Origin of the sequence: Streptomyces solitudinis (genome assembly GCF_036323765.1) — a bacterium.
GTDB lineage: Bacteria > Actinomycetota > Actinomycetes > Streptomycetales > Streptomycetaceae > Streptomyces.
Genome location: NZ_JAZDCW010000005.1, coordinates 142,989 through 162,534, shown reverse-complemented (window position 1 = coordinate 162,534; position 19,546 = coordinate 142,989). Strand labels below are relative to the sequence as shown.

The 19,546-nt window shown below is 75.3% G+C and carries 14 protein-coding genes and 1 tRNA gene; 7 read left to right on the top strand and 8 right to left on the bottom strand.

Annotated elements, in window-relative coordinates:
• Positions 1-33: 33 nt before the first annotated feature.
• The 6 genes from V1J52_RS14845 to V1J52_RS14820 all read right to left on the bottom strand — a co-directional run bounded on the left by V1J52_RS14845 (position 34) and on the right by V1J52_RS14820 (position 8,021).
• Positions 34-618 carry a 50S ribosomal protein L25/general stress protein Ctc gene (locus tag V1J52_RS14845; RefSeq protein WP_330140262.1) on the bottom strand — a complete coding sequence of 195 codons (585 nt, stop codon included), beginning with the start codon at positions 616-618 and terminating at the stop codon, positions 34-36.
• A 165-nt stretch (positions 619-783) separates the two neighbouring features.
• Complete coding sequence (locus V1J52_RS14840) at positions 784-1,761, bottom strand: ribose-phosphate diphosphokinase (protein ID WP_330140261.1); 978 nt, start codon at positions 1,759-1,761, stop codon at positions 784-786.
• A 124-nt stretch (positions 1,762-1,885) separates the two neighbouring features.
• A complete protein-coding gene (glmU, locus tag V1J52_RS14835) occupies positions 1,886-3,355 on the bottom strand; it encodes a bifunctional UDP-N-acetylglucosamine diphosphorylase/glucosamine-1-phosphate N-acetyltransferase GlmU (RefSeq protein ID WP_330140260.1) in 1,470 nt (489 codons plus the stop codon).
• A 131-nt stretch (positions 3,356-3,486) separates the two neighbouring features.
• On the bottom strand, positions 3,487-4,365 hold the full coding sequence (locus tag V1J52_RS14830) for a cellulose-binding protein (protein ID WP_330140259.1): 879 nt from the start codon (positions 4,363-4,365) through the stop codon (positions 3,487-3,489).
• Positions 4,366-4,575: 210 nt separating this feature from the next.
• Positions 4,576-7,050, bottom strand: coding sequence for an SUKH-4 family immunity protein (locus tag V1J52_RS14825; protein WP_330140258.1), 2,475 nt, complete (start codon positions 7,048-7,050; stop codon positions 4,576-4,578).
• Positions 7,047-8,021 carry an SMI1/KNR4 family protein gene (locus V1J52_RS14820; RefSeq protein ID WP_330140257.1) on the bottom strand — a complete coding sequence of 325 codons (975 nt, stop codon included), beginning with the start codon at positions 8,019-8,021 and terminating at the stop codon, positions 7,047-7,049. Before V1J52_RS14820 ends, V1J52_RS14825 begins: the two co-directional genes overlap by 4 nt.
• A 185-nt stretch (positions 8,022-8,206) precedes the next feature.
• Here V1J52_RS14820 and V1J52_RS14815 point away from each other — a divergent pair, with 185 nt between their 5' ends.
• Positions 8,207-8,710 carry a YwqJ-related putative deaminase gene (locus tag V1J52_RS14815; RefSeq protein WP_330140256.1) on the top strand — a complete coding sequence of 168 codons (504 nt, stop codon included), beginning with the start codon at positions 8,207-8,209 and terminating at the stop codon, positions 8,708-8,710.
• Positions 8,707-9,201, top strand: a complete 495-nt coding sequence (locus tag V1J52_RS14810; protein ID WP_330140255.1) for an SUKH-3 domain-containing protein — start codon at positions 8,707-8,709, stop codon at positions 9,199-9,201. The genes V1J52_RS14815 and V1J52_RS14810 overlap by 4 nt, the downstream gene beginning before the upstream one ends.
• A 26-nt stretch (positions 9,202-9,227) precedes the next feature.
• Here V1J52_RS14810 and V1J52_RS14805 read toward each other — a convergent pair whose 3' ends face one another.
• Positions 9,228-10,586: a sensor histidine kinase gene (locus V1J52_RS14805; protein ID WP_330140254.1), complete on the bottom strand. Its 1,359-nt coding sequence runs from the start codon at positions 10,584-10,586 to the stop codon at positions 9,228-9,230.
• Between the two features lie 224 nt (positions 10,587-10,810).
• Here V1J52_RS14805 and V1J52_RS14800 point away from each other — a divergent pair.
• Positions 10,811-10,882 (top strand) — tRNA-Gln (locus V1J52_RS14800).
• A 177-nt stretch (positions 10,883-11,059) separates the two neighbouring features.
• Complete coding sequence (mfd, locus tag V1J52_RS14795) at positions 11,060-14,602, top strand: transcription-repair coupling factor (protein WP_330140253.1); 3,543 nt, start codon at positions 11,060-11,062, stop codon at positions 14,600-14,602.
• Positions 14,603-14,680: 78 nt separating this feature from the next.
• On the opposite strand, the gene V1J52_RS14790 is transcribed toward mfd, so the two are convergent.
• Positions 14,681-15,292: a DUF4352 domain-containing protein gene (locus V1J52_RS14790; RefSeq protein WP_330140252.1), complete on the bottom strand. Its 612-nt coding sequence runs from the start codon at positions 15,290-15,292 to the stop codon at positions 14,681-14,683.
• Positions 15,293-15,450: 158 nt separating this feature from the next.
• Between V1J52_RS14790 and V1J52_RS14785 the strand changes: the two genes are divergently transcribed.
• The 3 genes from V1J52_RS14785 to V1J52_RS14775 all read left to right on the top strand — a co-directional run bounded on the left by V1J52_RS14785 (position 15,451) and on the right by V1J52_RS14775 (position 19,440).
• Complete coding sequence (locus V1J52_RS14785) at positions 15,451-17,394, top strand: N-6 DNA methylase (RefSeq protein ID WP_443075825.1); 1,944 nt, start codon at positions 15,451-15,453, stop codon at positions 17,392-17,394.
• A 118-nt stretch (positions 17,395-17,512) separates the two neighbouring features.
• Positions 17,513-18,160, top strand: a complete 648-nt coding sequence (locus V1J52_RS14780) for a hypothetical protein (protein ID WP_330140250.1) — start codon at positions 17,513-17,515, stop codon at positions 18,158-18,160.
• Positions 18,157-19,440, top strand: a complete 1,284-nt coding sequence (locus tag V1J52_RS14775) for a serine/threonine-protein kinase (protein ID WP_330140249.1) — start codon at positions 18,157-18,159, stop codon at positions 19,438-19,440. Before V1J52_RS14780 ends, V1J52_RS14775 begins: the two co-directional genes overlap by 4 nt.
• Positions 19,441-19,546: the final 106 nt, after the last annotated feature.

Sequence of the window (19,546 nt, the reverse complement as noted above, 5' to 3'; positions counted from 1 at the left end):
CCTGCCCGCCCTCCCCGGCGGCCCGGCCCCGGATCACTCCGCGGACTCGGAGCCCTCGGCGTTCTCGGTCGGCTCCTCCGCCTGGGCGCCGAGCACCTGGAGGACGACGGCGTCGCCGTCCACGTGCAGCGTGGTGCCCTTGGGCAGCGGCACGTCCTTGGCCAGGACGCTGTCACCGGCGCTCAGGCCCTCGACGGAGACGGTGACCGACTCCGGGATGTGGGTGGCCTCGGCCTCGACGGGCAGCGAGTTCATGACGTGCTCCAGGATGAACTGGCCCGGGGCCAGGTCGCCCTCGGTGTGCAGCGGCACGTCCACGGAGACCGTCTCGCCCTGCTGGACGGTGAGCAGGTCGATGTGGACGAGGAAGCCGCGGATGGCCTCGCGCTGCACGGCCTTCGGGATGACCAGTTCCTTCTTGCCCTCGACGTCCAGCTCGATGAGGACGTTGGAGCTCTTGAGCGCCATCATCAGGTCGTAGCCGGGCAGCTCGACGTGCAGCGGCGCCGCGCCGTGCCCGTAGACGACGCCGGGGACCTTCTCCTGGCGGCGCAGCCGGCGGGCCGCGCCCTTGCCGAACTCCTTGCGGACGCTGCCGGAAATCTTCACGTCAGCCATGACGATCGCTCCTCGTGCTGTGGGGTGGGTCTGCGGACGTCACCCGGCCACGACCGGCCTGCTACGAAGAGCGCGTCGATTACGGACCGCCGCACCCGCGGTGCGGCCTCCCTCGCCGAGCAACGTGGTGATGCTACCCGGCGGGGAGGCCGTACCGTAAATCGATCAGCTCTGCTCCTCGAAGAGGCTCGTGACCGAGCCGTCCTCGAACACCTCGCGCACCGCGCGGGCGATGGTCGGCGCCATGGACAGCACCGTCACCTTGTCCAGGTCCAGCTCCTCCGGGGTGGGCAGCGTGTTCGTGAACACGAACTCGCTCACCCGGGAGTTCTTCAGCCGGTCGGGCGCCGGGTGCGACAGGATGCCGTGGGTGGCCGTCACCATGACGTCCTCCGCGCCGTTGGCGTACAGCGCGTCCGCGGCGGCGCAGATCGTCCCGCCGGTGTCGACCATGTCGTCCACCAGCACGCACACCCGGCCCGCCACGTCACCGACGACCTCGTGGACGGTGACCTGGTTGGCCACGTCCGGGTCGCGGCGCTTGTGGACGATCGCCAGCGGCGCGCCCAGCCGGTCCGCCCAGCGGTCGGCCACCCGCACCCGCCCGGCGTCGGGGGAGACGACGGTGAGCTTGTCGCGGTCCACCCGGCTGGCGATGTAGTCGGTCAGCACGGGCAGGGCGAACAGGTGGTCCACGGGGCCGTCGAAGTAGCCCTGCACCTGGTCGGCGTGCAGGTCCACGCTCAGGACGCGGTGCGCGCCCGCCGCCTGGAGCAGGTCCGCCATCAGCCGCGCGGAGATCGGCTCGCGGCCCCGGTGCTTCTTGTCCTGCCGGGCGTAGCCGTAGAACGGGATCACCACGGAGATGCTGCGGGCCGACGCCCGCTTCAGGGCGTCGATCATGATGAGCTGTTCCATGATCCACTTGTTGATGGGGGCGGTGTGGCTCTGGATCAGGAAGCAGTCCGCGCCGCGCACCGACTCCTGGAACCGCACGTAGATCTCACCGTTGGCGAAGTCGATCGCCTTCGTCGGGACCAGGTCCACCCCGAGCTCGCTGGCCACCTCCTCCGCCAGCTTCGGGTGGGCGCGGCCGGAGAAGAGCATCAGCTTCTTCTCGCTGGACGTCTTGATCCCGGTCACTGCACTGTCTCCTTGGGCCTCGCTGGGTGTGCGCCTTTCACGGTACGCCCCCGCGGGGGTACGCCGTTCGCCGCCTGTCCGGTCGTCCGCGCTGGTCGCGCGCGGGGTGCGGGGGACGCCCGGTTCACGCGCCGGGTCCCCCGCGCTCGCTCTCCCGCTCCTCCCCGGCCGCCTGGGCGGCCTGCGCCGCCGCGCTGCCGGGCCGCTTGCGGGCCACCCAGCCCTCGATGTTGCGCTGCTGGCCCCGGGCGACGGCCAGCGACCCGGGCGGCACGTCCTTCGTGATGACCGAGCCGGCGGCCGTGTAGGCGCCGTCCCCGACGGTGACCGGCGCCACGAACATGTTGTCCGAGCCCGTCTTGCAGTGCGAACCGATCGTGGTGTGGTGCTTGGCCTCGCCGTCGTAGTTGACGAAGACGCTCGCCGCACCGATGTTCGTGTGGTCGCCGATGGTGGCGTCCCCCACGTAGGACAGGTGCGGCACCTTGCTGCCCTCGCCGACCGTCGCGTTCTTCATCTCCACGTACGTGCCCGCCTTGGCCCGCGGGCCCAGGACCGTGCCCGGCCGCAAGTACGCGTACGGCCCCACCGACGCGCCCTCGCCCACCTCGGCCCGGACGGCGACGGTGTTGCTCACCGTCGCCTCCGCGCCCACCCGGGTGTCGGTGAGCCGCGCCTGCGGCCCCACCTCGCAGCCGGCCCCCAGGTGCGTGGCGCCCAGGAGCTGGGTGCCCGGGTGCACCAGCGCGTCCGGCTCGAACGTGACGTCGGCGTCCACCCACGTGGTCGCCGGGTCCACCACGGTGACCCCGGCGAGCATCGCCCGCTCCAGCAGCCGGTCGTTCAGCATGCGGCGCGCCTGCGCGAGCTGCACCCGGTTGTTGATGCCCGCGATCTCCCGGTGGTCGGCGGCCACGCAGGCGCCCACCCGGTGCCCGTCGGCGCGCAGGATGCCGAGGACGTCCGTCAGGTACTCCTCGCCCTGGCTGTTGTCCGTCCGCACCCGGCCCAGCGCGTCGGCCAGCAGCGCGCCGTCGAACGCGAACACCCCGGAGTTGATCTCCCGCACGGCAAGCTGCTCGTCGGTGGCGTCCTTGTGCTCGACGATCCCCGTCACCGATCCGTCCGCGGCGCGCATGATCCGCCCGTACCCGGTGGCGTCCGGCACCCGCGCGGTCAGCACGGTGACGGCGTTGCCGTCCCCGGCGTGCGTCCGCGCCAGCGCGGCCAGCGTCCCGCTCGTCAGCAGCGGCGTGTCCCCGCAGGCGACGAGCACGGTTCCGGACAGCCGCACGCCCTCGGCGGCCAGCGCCTCCAGCCCCATGCGGACCGCGTGGCCGGTGCCGTTCTGCTCCTCCTGCACGGCGGTGCGCACCCCGGCGTCCCGGGCGGCGAGGTGGCCGGTGACCTGTTCACGGGCGTGGCCCACGACCACGACCAGGTGCTCCGGTTTCAGTTCCCTGGCGGCGGAGACGACGTGACCCACGAGCGACCGCCCGCAGATCTCGTGCAGGACCTTCGGCGTCGCCGACTTCATGCGGGTGCCCTCACCCGCTGCGAGAACGACGACGGCTGCCGGGCGGTTGGCGCTCACGGTGTGCCCTTCGGCTTCGGGTGGATGTCACCCGCAGGATACCGGTCGGTTCTCCGGGCCCGGCGGCGGCCAGCGCGGAGGCCGGTGCCCCGGCGCCCGGCGCCCCGGCGAGGCACCGGGCGCCGTCCCGGTCACGGCGACCGCGGGCCGGGCGGCTCCGGCGAGGGCGGCTCCGGTTCGGGCGACTCGGGGGAGGGCGCGACCGCGCGGCCGGTCAGCGCGGCCAGCGCCCCCCGCACCCGGTCCAGGTGCTCGCGCAGCGCGTCCGCCTCCTCGCCCTGCTCCCGCAGCAGCCCCTCCGTCTCCCGTTCCAGGCGCTCCTCCCGCGCGCGGGCCGCCGCGACGATCTCCCCGGCCCGCGCCCGCGCGGCCTCCTCCTCGCGCGCGGCCTCCTCGGCCGCCCGCGCGTGGTCCCGCTGGGCGGCGGCCAGCAGCTCCCCGCCGCGCCGCTCCAGTTCCGCCTCCCGGCCGGCGGCGTCCGCCTCCCGGGCGGCCAGCCCCCGTTCCGCCGTCTCACGCTTCGCGGCGTGCTCGCGTTCCTGCCCCGCCAGCAGCGCCGAGCACCGCTCGCCCGCCTCCCGCAGCGCCGCCGCCGCCTCCTCGCGCAGCCGCCCGGCGTCCGCGCGGGCCGCCCCGCGGATACCGGACTCCTCGGCGCGGGCCCCGGCGAGCACGGCGTCAGCGGCCTCCTCACCGGCCGCCCTGATCCCGGCTGCCTCCCGCGAGGCCGCCTCCCGCCGCCGCCGCGCGGCCTCCTCGGCGTCCTGGAGCAGCCGGGCCGCGTCGCTCTCGCCCGTACGCCGCACGTCCGCGGCCTCCGCCTCGACCTCCGCCAGCAGGGCCAGCGCCCGGCCGCCCAGCGCGTCGTACGCGGGCGGGGGCAGCGCGGCGACCTGGGCGCGCAGCCGCCCGGCCTCCTCGTCCAGCTCCCCGGCCAGCACCTCCAGCCGGGCCAGCCGCTCCCGCGCGTCCTGACTCTCCGCCAGCAGGTCGGCGACCCGCCGGTCCACCTGTGCGGGTCGGTAACCGCGGCCCCGCACGACCGGAAAGCCGTGCGGCGACACCGTCGATGACATAGCGAGCCCTTCACGTCGGCGTGATGTGCCCAAAGCGTCCCACCTGGTGCCGTACCGGACACTCAAGGCCATTTTGGCAACCAAGGATGCGGCATCGGCGGCCCGCCGCCCAAGCGGCGGGCGCGCCACGCCCCGGCGCGCCCGCTACAGCAGGCCGTCCCACATCTGCTCGACCAGCACCGACCACCAGTTCTCCGGGTGCGCGAGCGCCGCCGGATCGAGCGCGGCGAGCTGCTGCTGGAAGTCCACCGTCCAGCGGCCCGCCTGATCCGGCGTCAGCCCGTAGCGCAGCCGCCACATGCGGCCCGCCATCGCCAGGCACCGGGCGAACTCCGGCAGCCCCGAGTTGACGAACTGGGCGGGCGCGGGCTGCCCGTCCGGCGCCGCCTCCAGCGGCACCGCCACGATGTGCGCCGTGCCGTACTGCACGCACACCTGCCGCCCGAAGTCGCTGCCCATCACGAGGTACGAACCCGCGTCGGGGCCCGGCTGCACCCCGCGCTCCTGCGCCAGCTCCGCGAGCGTCGGCACGGGACGGCCCGGCTGCGCCTGCGCCCAGAAGAACGGGCCGAAGTCCAGCGGCAGCCCCGCCCACACCAGCGTCTGCGCGACGACGTCGGGCACGCCCTGCCGGGAGACCGCGCGCTGGTCGAACCGGAACACGCCCTGCGGGCCGAACGCCTGGAGCAGCTCGTGACCCACCCCCTCGGGCGGGACGGGCGGCGCCTGCGGCACCGGCTGCAACGGCGCCCGCACCGGAGCCGGACGCGCGGGACCGTCCGCGACCTGGTGCAACTCGCCCTGGTGGACCAGCAGGTGGTGCATGCCCCGCTGCCGGGAGCCGTGGTCGCTGCCGTACGCGGCGGTGTGGCTGACCCGCACCTGCGGCCACGTCTCCCGGATCATCCGCGCGCAGTAGCCGCCCGGCAGGTCGCAGGGCTCCAGCTCGGTGTGCAGCTCGATGACCTGCTGCGGCGGCACGCCGAGGGCGCGCAGCTCGTAGAGGACCTGCCACTCCGGGTGCGGCAGGCCCGGCGCCGAGCGGCGGATGAGCTGCTGCTCGGAGCCGTCGGGCGCCCGGTAGCGCAGGACCGCCATGTAGCCGGGCCCCACCATGGGCACGCCCGGCTGCTGCGGATAGCCGTACGCGGGCGGGGGCTGCTGCGCCCCGGGCGGAGCCTGCGCGGCGCCGGGCGGGGGCTGCCGGACGCCGGGCGGGGGCTGCGGCGGCGGGGGCGTGCCGGGACCGGAGGGCGCGGCCGGACCGGCGTGCTGACCGGGACCGGCCAGCATCGTCGCCGCGTGGTGCACCCCGCCGCCGGGCTGGCCCGGCCTGCCGGGCGGACCCGGGGGCGGCGGGGGACCGGCCGGGCCGCCGCCCCGGCCCTGCTGACCCGGCACGCCCGCAGGAGCGGGCGGCGGCACCGGGGGCTGCTGCCCGCCCTGGCCGCCCGGTGCGCCCTGGCCGTCCGGTGCGGGACCGGACAGCATCGTCGCCGCCTGGTGCACCCCGCCGGAGCCGGAGCCGCCGGTGCCGCTGCCGCCGTCGGACCCGGGCCGCCCCGGACCGTCCGCCGGGACGAGCTGCGTCGGCACGTAACCGCCCGCCGCGCCGCCGGGCGTGCCCTCCGGCGCGGCACCCGCCGGAGGCGTGGCGTCGGACGGCGTGGCGTCGGACGGGGCGCCGTCGGGCCGGACGCCCGGCGCCGGGGTGTCCCGGGGCTGTCGGACGCCGGGCACCCCGGGCGCGCCGGGCGGCGGCGGCACCGCCGGACCCCCGCCCCGGGACGGCCTGGGCGGCGCAGCCGGAGCAGCCCGGCCCGTCACCGTGTCGGCGGACTCCGGACCGGCCTCGCCCGGCCCCGCGGCCCCCTCGCCCGGCTCCGGGGCGGACGGCTCGCCCTGCGGCTCCGGCACCGCCGGGGACAACCGGGTACGCGGCAGCGCGCTGCCCTCGGGCATCAGCTCCGTCGCCGGCTCCGCACCCGCGGGCCGCGGCCCGTGCGCCTCCTCGGCGGCCCCCGGCGGCGCCGCCGGCACCGTCTCCGGCAGCGCCAGCGACTCGCCCTGACCCGAATCCGAGGTGTCGGCCCAGCCGCCCACGACCGGCGGCCCCTGCCCCGCCCCCGAGGCGTCCGGCTCCTCCGGCGCACCCGCCGGAGGAGCCGCAGCCGCGGCGTCCCCAGCGGAAGCCGCCACAGCGGACCCCTCCGGCCCACCCCGCCCCGCACCGCCGTCCGGCAGCCCCAGACGGTCCGCCGCCTCCTGCAACCACTCCGGCGGCGTCAGCAGGAACGACGTCGCCTCCAGATCCACCCGGCGCGGCGCCGCCACGGCGGGCTCCTCCGCCCGCGCCCCGTACTCCTCCTCGTACCGGCGGATCACCTCACCCACCGGCAGCCCCGGCCACAGCGTCGACTCCCCGCTGTCCCGGGCGATCACCAGCCGCGTCCGGCCACCGTCCGCACGCGGCCCGTCCTCCCGGTCCTCCGCCCACGCCACGAAACCCAGATCGAACTCCCGGACCTGCACCCGCCGCCGCTGGTACGCCGGGACACCCTCGTTGACCCAGCGCTCAGCCCGCTCCTGCGCCTGCGCGAACGTCACCACCGCGCTCACCCCTCCACCGCGACGGCCCGCGCGAAGCCACCGTCGACCATCAGGTTCGCCACCGTCTCCAACTCCGGCGGACTGCCCGCCAGCCGCAACAGGAACGCGTCGAAGTCCTCCCCGCACGGCAGCAGCAGATCCGCCACCCGCTCCCGCACGTCGAGCCCGTCCCCGTCCCGCGCGTCGTCATACGGGCAGAACCACACCGACCCGGCGTCCTCGCCGCGCACCCGCACCGCCAGCAGCCCGCCGTGCACGAACGCCACCCCCAGGAAATCCTTCGTCACGTGGTCCCGCAGGCACTTGTTGACGTACACCAGATCGTTCACCGCCGCCTCGTCCCGCACCGAGAAGAACGGCTGGTCCAGCAGCAGCCCCAGCTCCGCGTCCAGCGCCACCCCCACCGGGGCACACCCGCCCGCCGCCTTCAGGAACGCCCGGTAGGCGCCCGGCAGCCGGTACCCCAGCGCCTCCTCGACGAGCACCACCTGCTCCTCGGACACCGCCACACCGTGCGGCACCTCGAAGTGCGCCGGACGCGTCTCCTGCAGCGGACGCGTCCCCCGCTTGCCGTGGTCCACCGCCGCCGTCGCCAGACCCCCGTGATGCCGCAGCAGCGCCTTCACCTCCACCGGCACCAGCTCCAGACGGCGGCTGCGCGGCACGTGGTGCCACGTCCAGCCGTGCGGCGTCGCCACCGCCGGCAGATCCGCCCACAACTCGTGCCCCGCCGCGTGCTGCGCCGCGTTCGCCGAGACGTAGTCCGTCAGCCGCAACTCGTCCACACCGAAACCCTCCGGCGGCTCCGCGACCTCCGCCGCGGCCCGCGCGTACGGCGTGAACACCGGGAACCCCTCCCCGTCCACCCGCACCCCCCGCGGGAAGCGCGCCGCCCGCACCGGGTCGGGGAAGTGCACGACCTGGCCCGCGTACGCCGCGTTCGGCGGCGCGCCCTCCTGCCCGAGCCGACCTGACGTCATGGCGGTGCTCCCTGCTGCGCGGCGACTGTCGCCCCCAGCGTATGTGCACACCCCGCGCCCCCGGCCGCCCCGTCCCGGCCCCGCCCGTAAGACGCGCCCGACACGCCCCCGACTACCGCAACCGCGCGAAGATTTGGCAAAGTCAGATCCCGCACACGAGGGTCACAACGGGGAGGAAACACCACATGCACGCCGCACAGCACACCTCGGACCCGCGCATCGGCTGGGGCGCCACCGGCCCCGCCGACGGCACCGCACCCCTCCTGCACCACCGGCGCGACGGCATCATGCCCACCACCGCAGCCGCCCTCTCCGTCCGCGGCACCACCCTGACCTGCGCCGCGGGCAAAGCCCTCCAGCCCCCCGAGCACCACCCGCTCGTCCAGGACTTCCTCGACACCCTCACCACCGACCGGCGCGAACGCCACACCGGACGCTGTCCCGAAGCCGTCCTCCTGTCCCGCTACCTCACCACCGCCGAGGCCGGCCGCTCCAAACGCGCGGCGAGAAAACCCTTCACCGGAGGCGACGCACGCCGCGCCCTCAAGCACGCCAAGGTCACCACCCGTCGCATCCGCGAACAAGGCGACCCCCAGCACGGCACCTACGCGCCCCCCTGCCGCTCCTGCACCGAACTCCTCGCCCACTTCGGCGTCCGCGCCGTCGACCCCGCCGCCACGAACCGATGACCACCCGCTTCCCCGTCGCCGTCGACGCCGCCCTGCGCACCGCCGGCTGGACCCCCGGCCGCTGGGACATGCGCCAGGCCGAGATCTGGGCCGACACCCTGCGCGCCCACACCTCACCCACCGGGCACCGCCACGCCGTCTTCCCCGCCGCCGTCGAAGCCTGGGCCGAATTCGGCGGCCTCCACATCACCGGCACCGCACCGGGGCGCCACATCGCCCCCACGCCCCTCACCATCGACCCCGCCGCCGGGCTCCACTGGGTCCGCACCCTCGCCGACCTCGGCCGCGCCCTCGCCACCGACATCGCCCCGCTCGGCGAGGAACACGGCCACCACGGCGAACCCACCGCGCTCCTCGCCATCGACTCCGAAGGACGCGTCTACAGCCTCGACCACAGCGGCGACTGGTACCTCGGCCCCACCCTCGACGCCGCCCTCGCCACCCTCGTCACCGGCACCCAGCCCGTACGCCTCACCCCCGCACCGGGCTGACCCCCGGCTCCCGCGTCGCCCCCCGGCTACCGCGCCGACCGGTCCGGAATCACCGCCGACACCCGGAAACCACCCGCCGCCGTCGGCCCCGACACGAAACCGCCCCCCAGCGCCGTCACCCGCTCCCTCATCCCCACCAAACCGTTCCCCCCGCTCGGCAGCCCCGCGTCCGCCACCCCGGCCGCCGCCGCCTCGTTCTCCACCTGCACCGCCACCTCGGCACCCCGGTGCGCCAGCCGCACCCGCGTCCGCGCCCCCGCCGCGTGCTTGTGCACGTTCGTCAACGCCTCCTGCACCACCCGGAACGCCGTCTGCTCCACCGCCGCCGGATACGGCCGCGCCACACCCTCCACCGACAGCTCCACCACCATGCCCGCCGCCCGCGACTGCCCCACCAGCTGCTCCAGCTCACCCAGCCGCGGCCCCGACGCCGCGTCCCGCTCCGCCGCGGCCGCCGCGAACAGCGCCACCTTCTCCAGCGGCCGCCCCCCGCCGTCCCCGTCCCGCTCCGGCCCGGACGCCCCCGAGGCCGCCCGCGACCCCTCCGCCGACACCTCGTGCGACCGCAGCACCCCCAGCATCGTCCGCAACTCCGACAACGCCTGCCGCCCCATGTCACCCACCAGCGCCGCATTGCGCGACGCCTTCGCCGGGTCCTTCAACGCCACCGCCTGCAAAGCCGCCGCGTGCACCACCATCAGACTCACCCGGTGCGCCACCACGTCGTGCATCTCCCGGGCGATCCGCGTGCGCTCCTCGTTGCGCGCCCACTCCGCCCGCTCCTCCGCCCGCTCCGCCAGCAGCGACAACTCCCGCTCCAGCCCGTCGGCCCGCTCCCGCAACGCGTCCACCAGCCGCCGCCGCGCCCCCACGTACAGGCCGAACAGCACCGGCGGCACCGTCGCCACCAGCGACAGCAGCGCCGCCATCAGCAGCAGGAACCAGCGCGGACCCGGCATGTCCGCCTCCACGCCGCCCGGCCGGAACAGCACGTAGGAGACGACGAAGATCCCCACCGCCTGCATCCCCGACAGCAGCACGATGATCCGGCGCGGCACGTCCGAGGCCGCCAGCGTGTACAGGCCCACCGTGCCCAGGACGAACCCCATCTGCGCCGGGGTCACCGCGATCGCCACCAGCACCACGGCGATCGGATACCGCCGCCGCAGCACCACCGTCGAACCCGCCACCACACCGAGCAGCACGCCCAGCAGCACCGGCACGCCCGTCTCCCGGGCGAACGGCACCCCCTGCGCCGCGCACTCCGCCGCCGACGCCACCGCCAGGGCCACGTCCAGCACCGCGCTGCGCGGCCGCCCCCACCACAGCGGCCCCGCCCGCCGCCCCTTGCCCGCCACGCGCACATCCACCCCCGACTCGGTCATACCGCCCACCCTAAGACCCCGCTCCCCGCACTTCCCGGGGGCGTCCCGACGTTCACGACCAGCGCCTTTTCACCACAACACCCACGCAGAAACCGAACCCCCGCGTTCCTCGCCGCAACCCGCAGCGCTGATCTGTACCGTCGCGTCGAGGGGTGGTGGTGCGGCATAGTGGAGGGCGTCGATTCGGGCGGCGTCGATCAATGCCCGAAGTGACGCATTTGTGATCCCCCGTGGTGTAATCGGCAGCACTGCTTACTTTGGATAAGCCAGTTCAGGTTCGAGTCCTGGCGGGGGAGCTGGTCCGGGTCCTGGTCGGTTGTCGGCCGGGGCCCGTTCTCGTGTGGCCGCACCGCGGCGCGCTGGGCGGGGGATGTGGCACCGGTGGCGCGTACGCTGGAATGCCCCCGGCCCGCGTGCGTGTCGGGCCCTTCGTGTTGTCCAGCCTCGACGTTGTGGGACGGAATACGCCAGCCATGAGTCTGTCCGGTCTGCTTGACGCTGTTGTTCTCGATGCGGGGCTGCGCGAGGCGGTCGAGGCCGCCGCGGCCGGTCACCGCCCGCGGGTGGACCTGGTCGGCCCCCCGGCCGCGCGGCCGCTCGCGGTGGCGGCGCTCGCGCGGGGCGCGGGGCGCCCGGTACTGGCGGTGACGGCGACGGGGCGGGAGGCGGAGGACCTCGCGGCGGCGCTGCGCTCGCTGATGCCGCAGGGGAGCGAGAACGCGGTCGCGGAGTTCCCGGCGTGGGAGACGCTGCCGCACGAGCGGCTGTCGCCGCGCAGCGACACGGTGGGACGGCGCCTGGCGGTGCTGCGGCGGCTGGCGCATCCGGCGGCGGACGACCCGTCGGCCGGTCCGGTGTCGGTGGTGGTGGCTCCGGTGCGTTCGGTGTTGCAGCCGCAGGTCAAGGGACTGGGCGAGCTGGTGCCGGTGAGCGTGCGTTCGGGGGAGAGCGCCGATCTGGGTGCGCTGGTGGACGGGCTGGCGGCGGCGGCGTACTCGCGCGTGGAGCTGGTGGAGAAGCGCGGTGAGTTCGCGGTGCGCGGCGGCATCCTGGACGTGTTCCCGCCGACGGAGGAGCATCCGCTGCGGGTGGAGTTCTGGGGTGACGACGTCGAGGAGATCCGTTACTTCAAGGTGGCCGACCAGCGGTCGCTGGAGGTGGCGGAGCACGGGCTGTGGGCGCCGCCGTGCCGGGAGCTGCTGCTGACGGACGCGGTGCGGGCGCGGGCGGCGGAGCTGGCGCAGCGGCATCCGGAGCTGGACGAGATGCTGGGGAAGATCGCCGAGGGCATCGCGGTGGAGGGGATGGAGTCCCTGGCACCGGTGCTGGTGGACGAGATGGAGCTGCTGCTGGACGTGCTGCCCGCGGGGAGCATGGCGGTGGTGTGCGATCCGGAGCGGGTGCGGTCGCGGGCGTCGGATCTGGTGGCGACGAGCCAGGAGTTCCTCCAGGCGTCGTGGGCGGCGAGCGCGGGGGGCGGTCAGGCGCCGGTGGACGTGGGGGCCGCGTCGTTGTGGCCGCTGGCGGACGTGCGGGAGCGGGCGCGTGAGCTGGGGATGCCGTGGTGGTCGGTGAGTCCGTTCACGGCGGACGCGGAGCTGGAGGACGACACCGTCCGGCTGGGGCTGCGGGCTGCGGAGTCCTACCGGGGGGACACGGCGCGGGCGCTGGCGGACACCAAGGGGTGGCTGGCGGACGGCTGGCGGTGCGTGTACCTGACGGAGGGGCACGGTCCGGCGGCGCGCACGGTGGAGGTGCTGGGCGGCGAGGGGATCGCGGCGCGGCTGGACGGTGAGCTGAAGGAGCTGTCGCCGTCGGTGGTGCACGTGGGGTGCGGGCTGCTGGAGTACGGGTTCGTGGCGCCGGAGCTGCGGCTGGCGGTGCTGACGGAGACGGATCTGACGGGGCAGCGGGCGGCGGGCCGTGAGGGTGTGCGGATGCCGGCGCGGCGCCGGAAGACGATCGATCCGCTGACGTTGGTCCCGGGTGACTTCATCGTGCACGAGCAGCACGGTGTGGGCCGGTACGTGGAGATGGTGCAGCGCACGGTGCAGGGGGCGACGCGCGAGTACCTGGTGGTGGAGTACGCCCCGGCGAAGCGGGGCCAGCCGGGGGACCGGCTGTTCGTGCCGATGGACCAGCTGGAGCAGGTCACGAAGTACGTGGGCGGGGAGGCGCCGTCGCTGCACCGGCTGGGGGGTGCGGACTGGACGAAGACGAAGGCGCGGGCGAAGAAGGCGGTCAAGGAGATCGCCGCGGACCTGCTGAAGCTGTACTCGGCGCGGATGGCGGCGCCGGGGCACGCGTTCGGGGCGGACACGCCGTGGCAGCGGGAGCTGGAGGACGCGTTCCCGTACGTGGAGACGCCGGACCAGCTGACGACGATCGGCGAGGTCAAGGAGGACATGGAGAAGGCGGTCCCGATGGACCGGCTGATCTGCGGGGACGTGGGGTACGGCAAGACGGAGATCGCGGTGCGGGCGGCGTTCAAGGCGGTGCAGGACGGCAAGCAGGTGGCCGTCCTGGTGCCGACGACGCTGCTGGTGCAGCAGCATTTCGGGACGTTCTCGGAGCGGTACGGGCAGTTCCCGGTGGTGGTGCGGGCGCTGTCGCGGTTCCAGGGCGAGGCGGAGTCGCGGGCGACGCTGGAGGGTCTGCGGGACGGGTCGGTGGACATCGTCATCGGCACGCACCGGCTGTTCTCGTCGGAGACGAAGTTCAAGGACCTGGGCCTGGTCATCGTGGACGAGGAGCAGCGGTTCGGTGTGGAGCACAAGGAGCAGCTGAAGAAGCTGCGGGCGAACGTGGACGTGCTGACGATGTCGGCGACGCCGATTCCGCGGACTCTGGAGATGGCGGTCACGGGCATCCGGGAGATGTCGACGATCACGACGCCGCCGGAGGAGCGGCATCCGGTGCTGACGTTCGTGGGTCCGTACGAGGAGCGGCAGATCGGTGCGGCGGTGCGGCGGGAGCTGCTGCGGGAGGGTCAGGTCTTCTACATCCACAACCGGGTGGAGTCGATCGACCGGGCGGCGGCGCGGCTGCGGCAGGCGGTGCCGGAGGCGCGGATCGCGACGGCGCACGGGCAGATGTCGGAGGCGGCGCTGGAGCAGGTGGTGGTGGACTTCTGGGAGAAGAAGTTCGACGTCCTGGTGTCGACGACGATCGTGGAGTCGGGGATCGACATCTCGAACGCGAACACGCTGATCGTCGAGCGGGGCGACACCTTCGGGCTGTCGCAGCTGCACCAGTTGCGGGGCCGGGTGGGCCGGGGCCGGGACCGGGGCTACGCGTACTTTCTGTATCCGCCGGAGAAGCCGTTGACGGAGACGGCGCACGAGCGGCTGGCGACGATCGCGCAGCACACCGAGATGGGTGCGGGGATGTACGTGGCGATGAAGGACCTGGAGATCCGGGGCGCGGGCAATCTGCTGGGCGGGGAGCAGTCGGGTCACATCGCGGGGGTGGGGTTCGACCTGTACGTGCGGATGGTGGGGGAGGCGGTCGCGGACTTCCGGGCGTCGCTGGAGGGGCGCGGGGAGGAGGAGGCCGCGCCGCTGGAGGTGAAGATCGAGCTGCCGGTGGACGCGCACGTGCCGCACGACTACGCGCCGGGGGAGCGGTTGCGGCTCCAGGCGTACCGGTCGATCGCGGCGGCGGATTCGCAGGAGGACATCGCCGCGGTGCGCGAGGAGCTGGTGGACCGGTACGGGCCGTTGCCGGAGCCGGTGGAGAACCTGCTGCTGGTGGCGGGGCTGCGGTTGCTGGCCCGTTCGTGCGGTGTCTCGGATGTGACGTTGCAGGGCAACCGGGTGCGGTTCGGTCCGGTGGAGCTGCGGGAGTCGCAGGAGCTGCGGCTGACGCGGCTGTACCCGGGGTCGCAGGTGAAGGCGTCGGCGGGGCAGGTGCTGGTGCCGCGTCCGAAGGCGGGCGGGATCGGGGGGAAGCCGGTGGTGGGCCGGGAGCTGCTGGCGTGGACGGGGGAGTTCCTGGTGGCGGTGCTGGGTTCGTGACGCGGTGGGCGGGCGCGTCCGGCCGGGGGGTGTGCCGGTGCGGCGCCCGCCGTGTGCGCGGGGCGGTCCTCGTGGGGGTCAGAGCGTGAGGCTCCACTGGGCGGGGGCGGTGGAGAAGTCGAGGAGTTCGACCTCGAGGTCGAGGACGGCGGCGTCGGCGGGGGCGTCGAAGGCGTAGGCGGCGGTGGCCTTCTTGCCGGGCAGGAGTTCGCCGGTGAAGCCTTCGCCGACGGTGTCGTCGTAGATCTCCTCGGCGCTGGTGCCCTCTTCGCCGGCGCGTGCGGTGACGATGAGGAGGTCGGCGGAGACGTTCTCGTCGCCGGTGTTCTCCAGGGTGATGGTGACCTGGTGGGCGTCGTTGCCGGCGGTGTGTCCGATGGCGTATTCGCCGGGGGTGTAGGCGGTGGCCTTCGAGACGGTGACCTTGAGGCCGCTGTCGTAGACGGCGGTCTCGCCGCCCGCGTAGGGGCCGCCTTCCCCGCTGTTCCCGGCTGTGTCTTCAGCGTCCCCGGCGTCCCCGGCGTCCCCGGTGCCGCCGGTGGTGTCCGTTCCGGTGTCCTGCTGGGCGTTCCCGGCGGTGTCGGCCTTCGTCGGTTCGTCCATGCCGCAGGCGGTGAGGCCGCCGAGGGCGAGGACGGCGGCGGCCGCGGCGGCGGCGAGGTGGCGGGCGCGGGTGGTGTTCGCGGACATGTCGGGACCCCTCGGTATCTGTGACGGACTGTGTGCGTCAACGCGGCTCGTTGTGAACCGATGCGTCAATGACAGCATGGCTTGTGAATCGAGTCAACACGGTTCACGGTGTTGAGCATGTTCACGCAGTGAACCGGTCGGCCCGGCCAGGCCCGGGTATGCTCGGGGCCGCCCCAGCAACGCCCGCAGCCCACGCCCCCAGAAAGGCCCGCGTCGTGTCGCAGAGCACACCGGACACGCCAGAGGTGACCGCGGCCGGTATCGCCCGGCTCGCCGGGGTCGGCCGGGCCGCCGTCAGCAACTGGCGCCGCCGTTACCCGCACTTCCCGCAGCCCGTCGGCGGCACCGAGGCCAGCCCCACCTACCGCCTGCCGGAGGTGGAGGAGTGGCTGCGCGCGCAGGGCAAGCTCGCCGAGGTCCCGCTGCGGGAACGGGTCTGGCAGCGCGTCGAGGCCGACCCCGGCGGGGCCGCCGCCGCGCTCACCCGGGCCGGTGAGGCCCTGCTCGCCGCCCCGGCCGGCGGGCCCGGGCCGTCCGGCGCCGTCCCGCAGCTCGCGGAACTCGCCGGGGAGCTGGGGCCCGGGCCCGCCTTCGCCTTCCTCCTGGACCGCTACTTCGACGCCAACCCGCGCGCCCACACCCGCACCCCGCCGCGCGCCGCCGACCTGATGGCCCGGCTCGCCGGGCCCGCCCCCACCGTGCTCGACCCCGCCTGCGGTTCCGGTGAACTGCTGGCCGCCGCCCTGCGCCGCGCGTCCGGCCCCGCCTCGCCCGGCCTGGCCGCGTCCGGCCCCGCCGCGCCCGCGCCAGCCGAACTGCACGGGCAGGAGACCGATCCCGCCCTCGCCCGCCTCGCCGCCCTGCGCCTGACGCTGTGCGGCTCCCCGCGCCCGCCCGCCGTCCACGTCCGCACCGAGGACGCCCTGCGCACCCCGCCGGGCGACGCGCCCGCCGTCGACGCCGTGCTGTGCCACCCGCCGTTCAACGAACGCAACTGGGGCCACGACGAACTCGCCCACGACCCGCGCTGGGAGTACGGCCTGCCCGCCCGCACGGAGTCCGAACTGGCCTGGGTCCAGCACGCGCTCGCCCGGCTGCGGCCCGGCGGCACCGCCGTCGTCCTCATGCCGCCCGCCGCCGCCTCGCGGCGCACCGGGCGCCGGGTGCGGGCCGCGCTGCTGCGCCGGGGCGCCCTGCGGGCCGTGATCGCCCTGCCCGCGGGGGCCGCGCCGCCGCACAGCCTGCCGCTGCACCTGTGGGTGCTGCGCGGGCCCCGCGCCGACGCGGCGCCCGCGTCGCACCTGCTGTTCGTGGACACCGGCACCCGCCACCAGGCCGCCGGACGCGAACCGCTGCCCTGGGACGCGCTGACCGGCACGGTGCTCACCGCCTGGCGCGCCTTCGACGCCGACGGGTCCGTGCCCGAGGAGCCGGGGGTGTGCGGCGCGCGGCCGGTGATCGACCTGCTGGACGACGACGTGGACCTCGCCCCCGCCCGCCACCTGCCCGCTGCCGCGGCGGACGGCGGGGCCCGTGCGCTGGCGGGGGTGCGCGGCGAACTGGACGCCACCTTGCGCCGCACCCTGGACCTCGCGCCCGCTGCCGAGCCCGCCGCCGGGCGGGCGCCGCGCTGGTCGCTCACCACCGTCGGCGAACTGGCGCGCACCGGCGCGCTCCAGGTGCGGGCGGGCGGCTTCGACGGCGAGCCCGCGGTGACCCGGGAGGGCGACGTCATCGTGCCCGTCCTGGGCGGGGGCACCGCCCACGTCGTGGACGCCGGCGGCGCCGGGGAGGTCCTCGCCAAGCCGCTGTACCTGCTGCGCTGCGACCCGGCGGTCCTGGACCCCTGGTTCGTCGCCGGGTTCCTGCGCTCGACCGCCAACACGCGGCAGGCCAGCAGCTACGCCTCCAGTGCCTCCCGGGTGGACGTGCGGCGGCTCAGGCTGCCCCGGCTCCCGCTCGCGGAGCAGCGCGGCTACGCCGGGCACTTCCGCCGCCTGGCCGCCTTCGAGGCGGAGCTGCGGCTGGCCGGGGAACTGGGCGACCGGCTGGTGCAGGGCATGTACGACGGACTCACCGACGGTACCGTCGAACCCGGTTGACGCCCGCCCGATGTGCGGACCGGGCCCGCCCGATGCGCGGACCGGGGTCCGCGGAGGTCCGTCCGCTGGATACCCTCGGCTCCTATGATGCTGGCAGGCTGGTGACAGGAGCATGCAGATGTACGGCACGGGGGGATACCCGACGCCGCCGCCCCGCCGCACGGGTCCCGGTGGCAAGGCGATGACGGTGCGGCTGCTGTTCGCGTCGTTCCCCGTGTGGTCACTGGGCCTGCTGGCCTGGGTGCCGTCCCTGCGCTTCGCCCTCCTGCGCCGCCGTCCGCTGGACTGGACGGTGTTCGGGGCGTTCGCCGTCGGCGTCGTCCTGGAGATCCTGCTCCTGGAGTTCACCCCCGAGGAGTCCTCGGACTCGACGGCCAGCGCCATGGCCGGGCTCTACCTGGTCGCGTTCATCGGCGGCGCCACCGCGCACGCCATCGTCGCCGACCGCTTCCCGCGCCCCGTCCCCGTGCCGCCGCCCTACGGATACGGCTACCCGCAACCGGGGCCGCCGTCCGGCCCGCACATCGCGCCGCCCGCCACCGGCTACGGGTACCCGCAGGCCGCCGCGCCCGCGCCCCCGGCCCCGCCGCCCGGCCTGCACCAGCACCCCACCGTGCACGCCGGTCCCGCACCGCACGTTCCCGCCGCTCCGCCGCCCGGGCCGCCCGGTCCCGCCCCGCAGCCCGAGCCGCGCGACCGCATGCGGCAGGTCGCCTCCGAACTCGACGAACTCGACCAGCTCCTGCGCAAGCGGGAGGGCCGGTGATCGGCCGCGTCATCGCGGGCCGCTACGAGTTGACCGAACCGCTCGGCAAGGGCGCGATGGGCCAGGTGTGGGGCGGCCACGACCGGGGGCTCGGCGGGCGGCCCGTCGCCGTCAAGCTCATGCACTCCGGGCGGATGGCGTCGCTGTCCGGCACCGCCGACCCCGAGGAACTGCGGGAGCGGTTCGAACGCGAGTGCCGCGTCACCGCCCAGCTCGACCACCCCAACCTCGTCACCGTCTTCGACGCCGGGCGGGCGGACGACGAACTGTTCCTCGTCATGCAGCGGCTGGAGGGCAGCGACCTGGCCGACCACCTCGCCGAGCACGACCCCTACCCGTGGCGCTGGGCGGTGGCCGTCGCCGCCCAGCTGTGCTCCGCCCTGGTCGCCGTGCACGCGGTGCGCATCGTCCACCGCGACCTCAAACCCGGCAACGTGATCGTGCGGCCCGACGGCCGCGTGGTGGTCCTCGACCTCGGCATCGCGGCCGTCGGCTCCGTCGGTGACGCCTCCCGGCTCACCCGCACCGGCACGCTCATCGGCACACCGGTCTACATGGCGCCCGAGCAGGCCATGGGCAGCGCGCCCGTCGGCCCGGCCGCCGACCTGTACGCGCTGGGCGTCCTGCTGTACGAACTCCTCGGCGGACGCGTCCCCTTCGACGCCCCCGAGGCGGCGGGGCTGCTCTACAAGAAGCTGCACGAGGAGCCCGTGCCGGTGTCGCGGCTGCGCCCGGAGACGCCCGCACCGCTGGCCGCCCTCGTGCACCGGCTGCTGCACCGGGAGCCCGCCGCCCGCCCGGCCGACGCCCACGAGGTCTACGACGCGCTGGCCCCCCTGCTGCCCCGTGCGGGCAGCGGCGACGGGCCCGCGCCGCCGCTGGACCCCACGCGCCCGTTCCGCGAACCCGTCGCGCCCTGGCCGCCGCGCCCGGCGCCCGCCCGCACCGGCTTCGGGCCGCCCCCGGCGACCGGCCTCACCGCCACGCTGGAGGAGGTGCGCGGGCTCCTCGCGGCCGGCCACTACGCCCACGTCGCCGAACTGCTCGGCCGCGCCCTGCCGGCCGCCGTCGCCGAGCACGGCGCCGCGTCCCCGGTCGTGCGGACCCTGCGCAAGCAGTACGCGGTCACGCTCATGGACACCGGCCAGTACGCCCGCGCGCTGCCGGAGATCGCCGAGCTGATCCGGGAGTACGCCGCCGAACGCGGGCCGCACGACAGCGTCGTCACCCAGCTCCTCCAGGACGAGGCGCTGTGCCGCCACCACCTCACCCGGCGGTGACGCCCGCCCGGCGGTGGCCTGCTTCCCGGCACGTACGCACGAAGTTCACCCGGATGTTCCCTGACCGGCATCCGTCCACCGGTTGACGTCACTACGCTCCCCGTCC